Origin of the sequence: Candidatus Allofontibacter sp., from assembly GCF_038145245.1 — a bacterium.
GTDB lineage: Bacteria > Pseudomonadota > Alphaproteobacteria > Pelagibacterales > Pelagibacteraceae > Fontibacterium.
Window position 1 is genome coordinate 4279 of record NZ_JAYQPI010000033.1, and the last position, 4124, is coordinate 8402.

Annotated in this window: 5 protein-coding genes and 1 tRNA gene; 5 read left to right on the forward strand and 1 reads right to left on the reverse strand. The window is 29.9% G+C overall.

What is annotated here, in order from left to right; genetic code table 11:
* The 4 genes from AC8IGH_RS04465 to rho all read left to right on the forward strand — a co-directional run.
* On the forward strand, positions 1-516 hold a 516-nt coding region (locus AC8IGH_RS04465; protein WP_507419518.1), incomplete at its 5' end, for a uroporphyrinogen decarboxylase family protein.
* A complete protein-coding gene (gene hemH, locus AC8IGH_RS04470) occupies positions 513-1526 on the forward strand; it encodes a ferrochelatase (RefSeq protein WP_507419519.1) in 1014 nt (337 codons plus the stop codon). The genes AC8IGH_RS04465 and hemH, both read left to right, overlap by 4 nt.
* The gene (gene hemJ / locus AC8IGH_RS04475) at positions 1526-1957 is read left to right on the forward strand and encodes a protoporphyrinogen oxidase HemJ (protein WP_507419520.1); all 432 of its coding nucleotides are present in this window, start codon (positions 1526-1528) and stop codon (positions 1955-1957) included. Before hemH ends, hemJ begins: the two co-directional genes overlap by 1 nt.
* Positions 1958-2023: 66 nt before the next feature.
* Positions 2024-3295 (forward strand): transcription termination factor Rho, encoded by a 1272-nt coding sequence (gene rho / locus AC8IGH_RS04480; protein WP_507419521.1) that lies wholly within the window; start codon positions 2024-2026, stop codon positions 3293-3295.
* Positions 3296-3303: 8 nt separating this feature from the next.
* On the opposite strand, the gene AC8IGH_RS04485 is transcribed toward rho, so the two are convergent.
* A complete protein-coding gene (locus AC8IGH_RS04485; protein ID WP_507419522.1) occupies positions 3304-3957 on the reverse strand; it encodes an LON peptidase substrate-binding domain-containing protein in 654 nt (217 codons plus the stop codon).
* Positions 3958-4048: 91 nt separating this feature from the next.
* Between AC8IGH_RS04485 and AC8IGH_RS04490 the strand changes: the two genes are divergently transcribed.
* Positions 4049-4123, forward strand: a tRNA-Gly gene (locus AC8IGH_RS04490).
* The last annotated feature ends 1 nt before the right edge of the window (position 4124 follow it).

The window sequence follows — 4124 nt, forward strand, 5'->3', positions numbered from 1 at the left end:
AAAGAAATAATAAAAATAATTAAAAGGCTAGAACATTTAATTTATATTCATTGCAAAGAGCAAATATTAGCTGGAGCCGATATTATTCAGTTATTTGATAGTTGGGCCGGTTTAATTAATAAAAAAAATTTAAAAGAATATTGTATAAATCCAAACAAAAATATTGTTAATAGAATAAAAAAAAATTTTCCACAAAACCCAGTTATTTGTTTTCCGAAAGGAATTAATAAAAATATTAATAACTTTATAAAAGAAGTAAAACCCCATGGAATTAGCATTGATTATGATGTTAATCTTAACAATTTAGATTTAAATAATGATGTGGTTTTTCAAGGAGGAATGGATCCAAAATTTTTATTGGGAAATAACAAAAGAATGTTTGAAGAAGCAAAAAAATATTTAGATTTTTTTAAAAACAAACCATACATATTTAATTTAGGCCATGGGATATTGCCAAAAACAAAGCCAGAAAACATTAAGAAACTCGTTGAGTTTGTAAGAAGCTATAATTTATGAGTTTTGATTTAGAAAAAATTAACCACCCAAAAATCAAATTTGGAAAAACCGGGGTCTTATTGGTTAATCTTGGGACGCCTGATTCAACGAGTTGGTGCGATATTAGAAAATATTTAAAAGAATTCTTATCCGATACAAGAGTAATCGAGGTTAACCCTGTTCTTTGGCAAATTATTTTAAATTTATTTATATTAACTTTTAGACCTTCAAAAACTGCACATGCTTATAAACAAATCTGGATGAAGGATACCAATGAGTCTCCGCTTAGATATTATACTAAAAACCAGACTCAAAAATTAAAAGAAAAGATAGGCAAAGATAACGTTATTGTTGATTATGCGATGAGGTATGGAAACCCAAGTATAAAAAGTAAATTAGATTTTTTGAAAAAAGAGGGCTGTGAAAAAATTATTATTTTCCCTTTATATCCGCAATATGCGGCGGCAACTACCGCAACAGTATGTGATGAGGTTTATAGAAATTTAATAAAAATGAGGTGGCAGCCTAGTTTGCAAACTATCCCACATTATGAAAGCGAACCTTTTTATATTGATGCTCTTATAAAAAGCATAAAAAAGAAAGTTTTAGAAATAAAATGGAAGCCAGATTTAATTCTAGCCTCTTATCACGGCATACCTAAGAAATATTTTACAAAGGGAGATCCATATCATTGCTATTGTCAAAAAACTACACGACTGATGAAAGAAAAATTTGGAGACATTCCTATCGAGACTACTTTTCAATCAAGGTTTGGACCAGAAGAATGGCTAACCCCTTATACAGATAAAACTTTAGAAGAATTGCCTAAAAAAGGTAAAAAAAATGTCCTTATGATATGTCCGGGGTTCTCGTCAGACTGTGTAGAAACTTTAGAAGAAATAGCAATTCAAGGAAAAGAAAGCTTTCTCGAAAATGGAGGGGAAAATTATGATGTTGTTCCTTGTTTAAATGACAATGATGATCATATTAAAATGATGGAACATATTGTTAAAAAATATTTAATTAACTAATGAGTTTATATTTAACGCTAAAAGCAATTCATATTATTGCTGTCGTTTCTTGGATGGTTGGACTTTTATATTTACCAAGATTATTTGTTTATCACGTTGAAAATAATAGTGCCGAAACCTCAAAAATTTTTAAAATTATGGAAAAAAAATTAATGAAAATAATTATGAACCCAGCAATGATTATTACTTGGCTGTCTGGTTTGTCAGTTTTGTGGATCTTAGGATTTAATAATATTTTTACTTTGTGGCTATCTCTTAAATTTTTATTTGTAATTGCTCTTTCCGGTTATCATGGTTTTTTATCAAAGTGCTTGAAGGATTTTGAATTTGATAGAAATAAAAGATCTGCAAAATTTTTTAGAGTTATAAATGAAATACCGACTATAATACTGATAATTATTGTCTTTTTGGTTATTTTTAAACCTGCTTGAAATATAATTAATTATTGTTATATTCATATCATATCTAAAAGTTCCACAAGACAATCCCAAACATAAATGAACCTACAAGAATTAAAAAATAAAACTCCAGCTGATTTAATTTTAGAAGCTGAAAAGCTAGGAATCGAGAATCCGAGCACAATGCGTAAACAAGAAATCTTGTTTGCAATTCTTAAAAAATTTGCTGAAAAGAATGAAAAAATTACAGGAAGTGGCGTTCTTGAAACATTACAAGACGGCTTTGGTTTTTTAAGAGCTACAGAGTCAAATTATTTACCAGGACCTGACGATATTTATGTTAGTCCAAGCCAAATTAGAAGATTTGGACTTCGAAAAGGAGATACTGTTGAAGGAGAAATTAGAGCTCCAAAAGATTCTGAAAGATATTTTGCGCTTTTACAAGTTAGCAAAATAAATTTTGAAGATCCTGAAAAATCTAGAAATAAAATTAACTTTGATAATTTAACACCTTTATATCCAGATGAGCGTATAAATTTAGAAGTTGAATCTAGCAAAGCAGATAAAAAACCAGATTTAACAGCAAGACTAATTGATCTTGTAACCCCAATTGGAAAAGGACAGAGAGCTTTAATTGTATCGCCACCACGCGCTGGTAAAACAGTAATACTTCAAAACGTTGCACATTCTATTACTGCAAATCATCCAGAGATTTATTTGATAGTTTTACTTATCGATGAAAGACCAGAGGAAGTTACGGATATGCAAAGATCTGTAAAAGGTGAAGTTGTAAGTTCAACATTTGATGAACCTGCAATGAGACACGTGCAAGTGGCTGAGATGGTAATTGAGAAAGCAAAAAGATTAGCGGAACATAAAAAAGATGTGGTTATTTTATTAGACTCAATCACGCGATTAGGAAGAGCTTATAACGCAGTTGTTCCAAGTTCAGGAAAAGTATTAACAGGGGGTGTTGATGCGAACGCATTACAAAGACCAAAAAGATTTTTTGGAGCAGCAAGAAACATCGAAGAGGGTGGGTCTTTAACAATTATTTCTACAGCATTAATTGAAACGGGATCAAGAATGGATGAAGTTATTTTTGAAGAATTTAAAGGAACAGGTAATGCTGAAGTTATATTAGATAGAAAAATTGCAGATAAGAGAATCTTCCCAGCAATCGATATTACAAAATCAGGAACGAGAAAAGAAGATTTGTTATTTAAGAAAGAAGATCTTCAAAAGATGAATGTTTTAAGAAGATTGATTGCTCCAATGGGAAATATGGAAGCAATAGAATTTTTAATTGGTAAATTAAGAGAGACAAAAAATAATGCTGAATTTTTTGACTCAATGAATAAATCTGCTTAATTAATTTTTTAGTGGATTTGTTTTTCAAATCCAGGGTTATTTCCAATAATATAAAAATTGATAATCTGGTTGATTAGTAAGTTTCTCTCCAGCAAAGTTTTTGCCTCAAGTAATCCTTGTTTTTCACTTACAGAAAATGGACATATCATTGATAATGAATTTATTAATTGATCAGGTTCAACTTTCTCAACAATCTTCCAGTCGGTAGATAAATGATGAATCTTAAATAGTTTTCTAGCTTTATCTATGAGCTGCAATACATCAATCTTCTCATTAAATTTTATTTTTTCTAAATCATCTAAAAATTCATCATAGGTAACTCTAAATTTTCTATAAGGAAGTTCAGTCTCAGCTTCATCTAAAATTCTAAATCTCACCAAACCTTTTAAGTTTATTAAGTATCTGCCGTCAGCTGTTTTTGTATGATTTTCTATTTTACCAAGACAACCAACACTAAATACTTCAGGTTTTTTTGAGTTATTCATTTCCCTTGTTTGTATCATTCCAATCATTTTGTCTGACGCTAAGGCATCTTCGATCATTTTTTTATATCGAGGTTCAAATATGTTCAGAGGTAAAATTGTATTTGGAAAAAAAACCGCATTAGCAAGTGGAAAAACAGATATTTCTTGAGGAATTTCTTTTTTATTTAAAGTTGCCATTATAAATTAATATAGTGTTTAATTTGCTTTATTCAATTTCACTTTTCAATTGATTAAAATTTATTTTCATTTAATTTTAAAGGATTATTAAGCGGGTGTAGCTCAGTGGTAGAGCGAATCGTTGCCAACGATTAGGTCGTGGGTTCAATTCCCTTCACCCGCTCCAA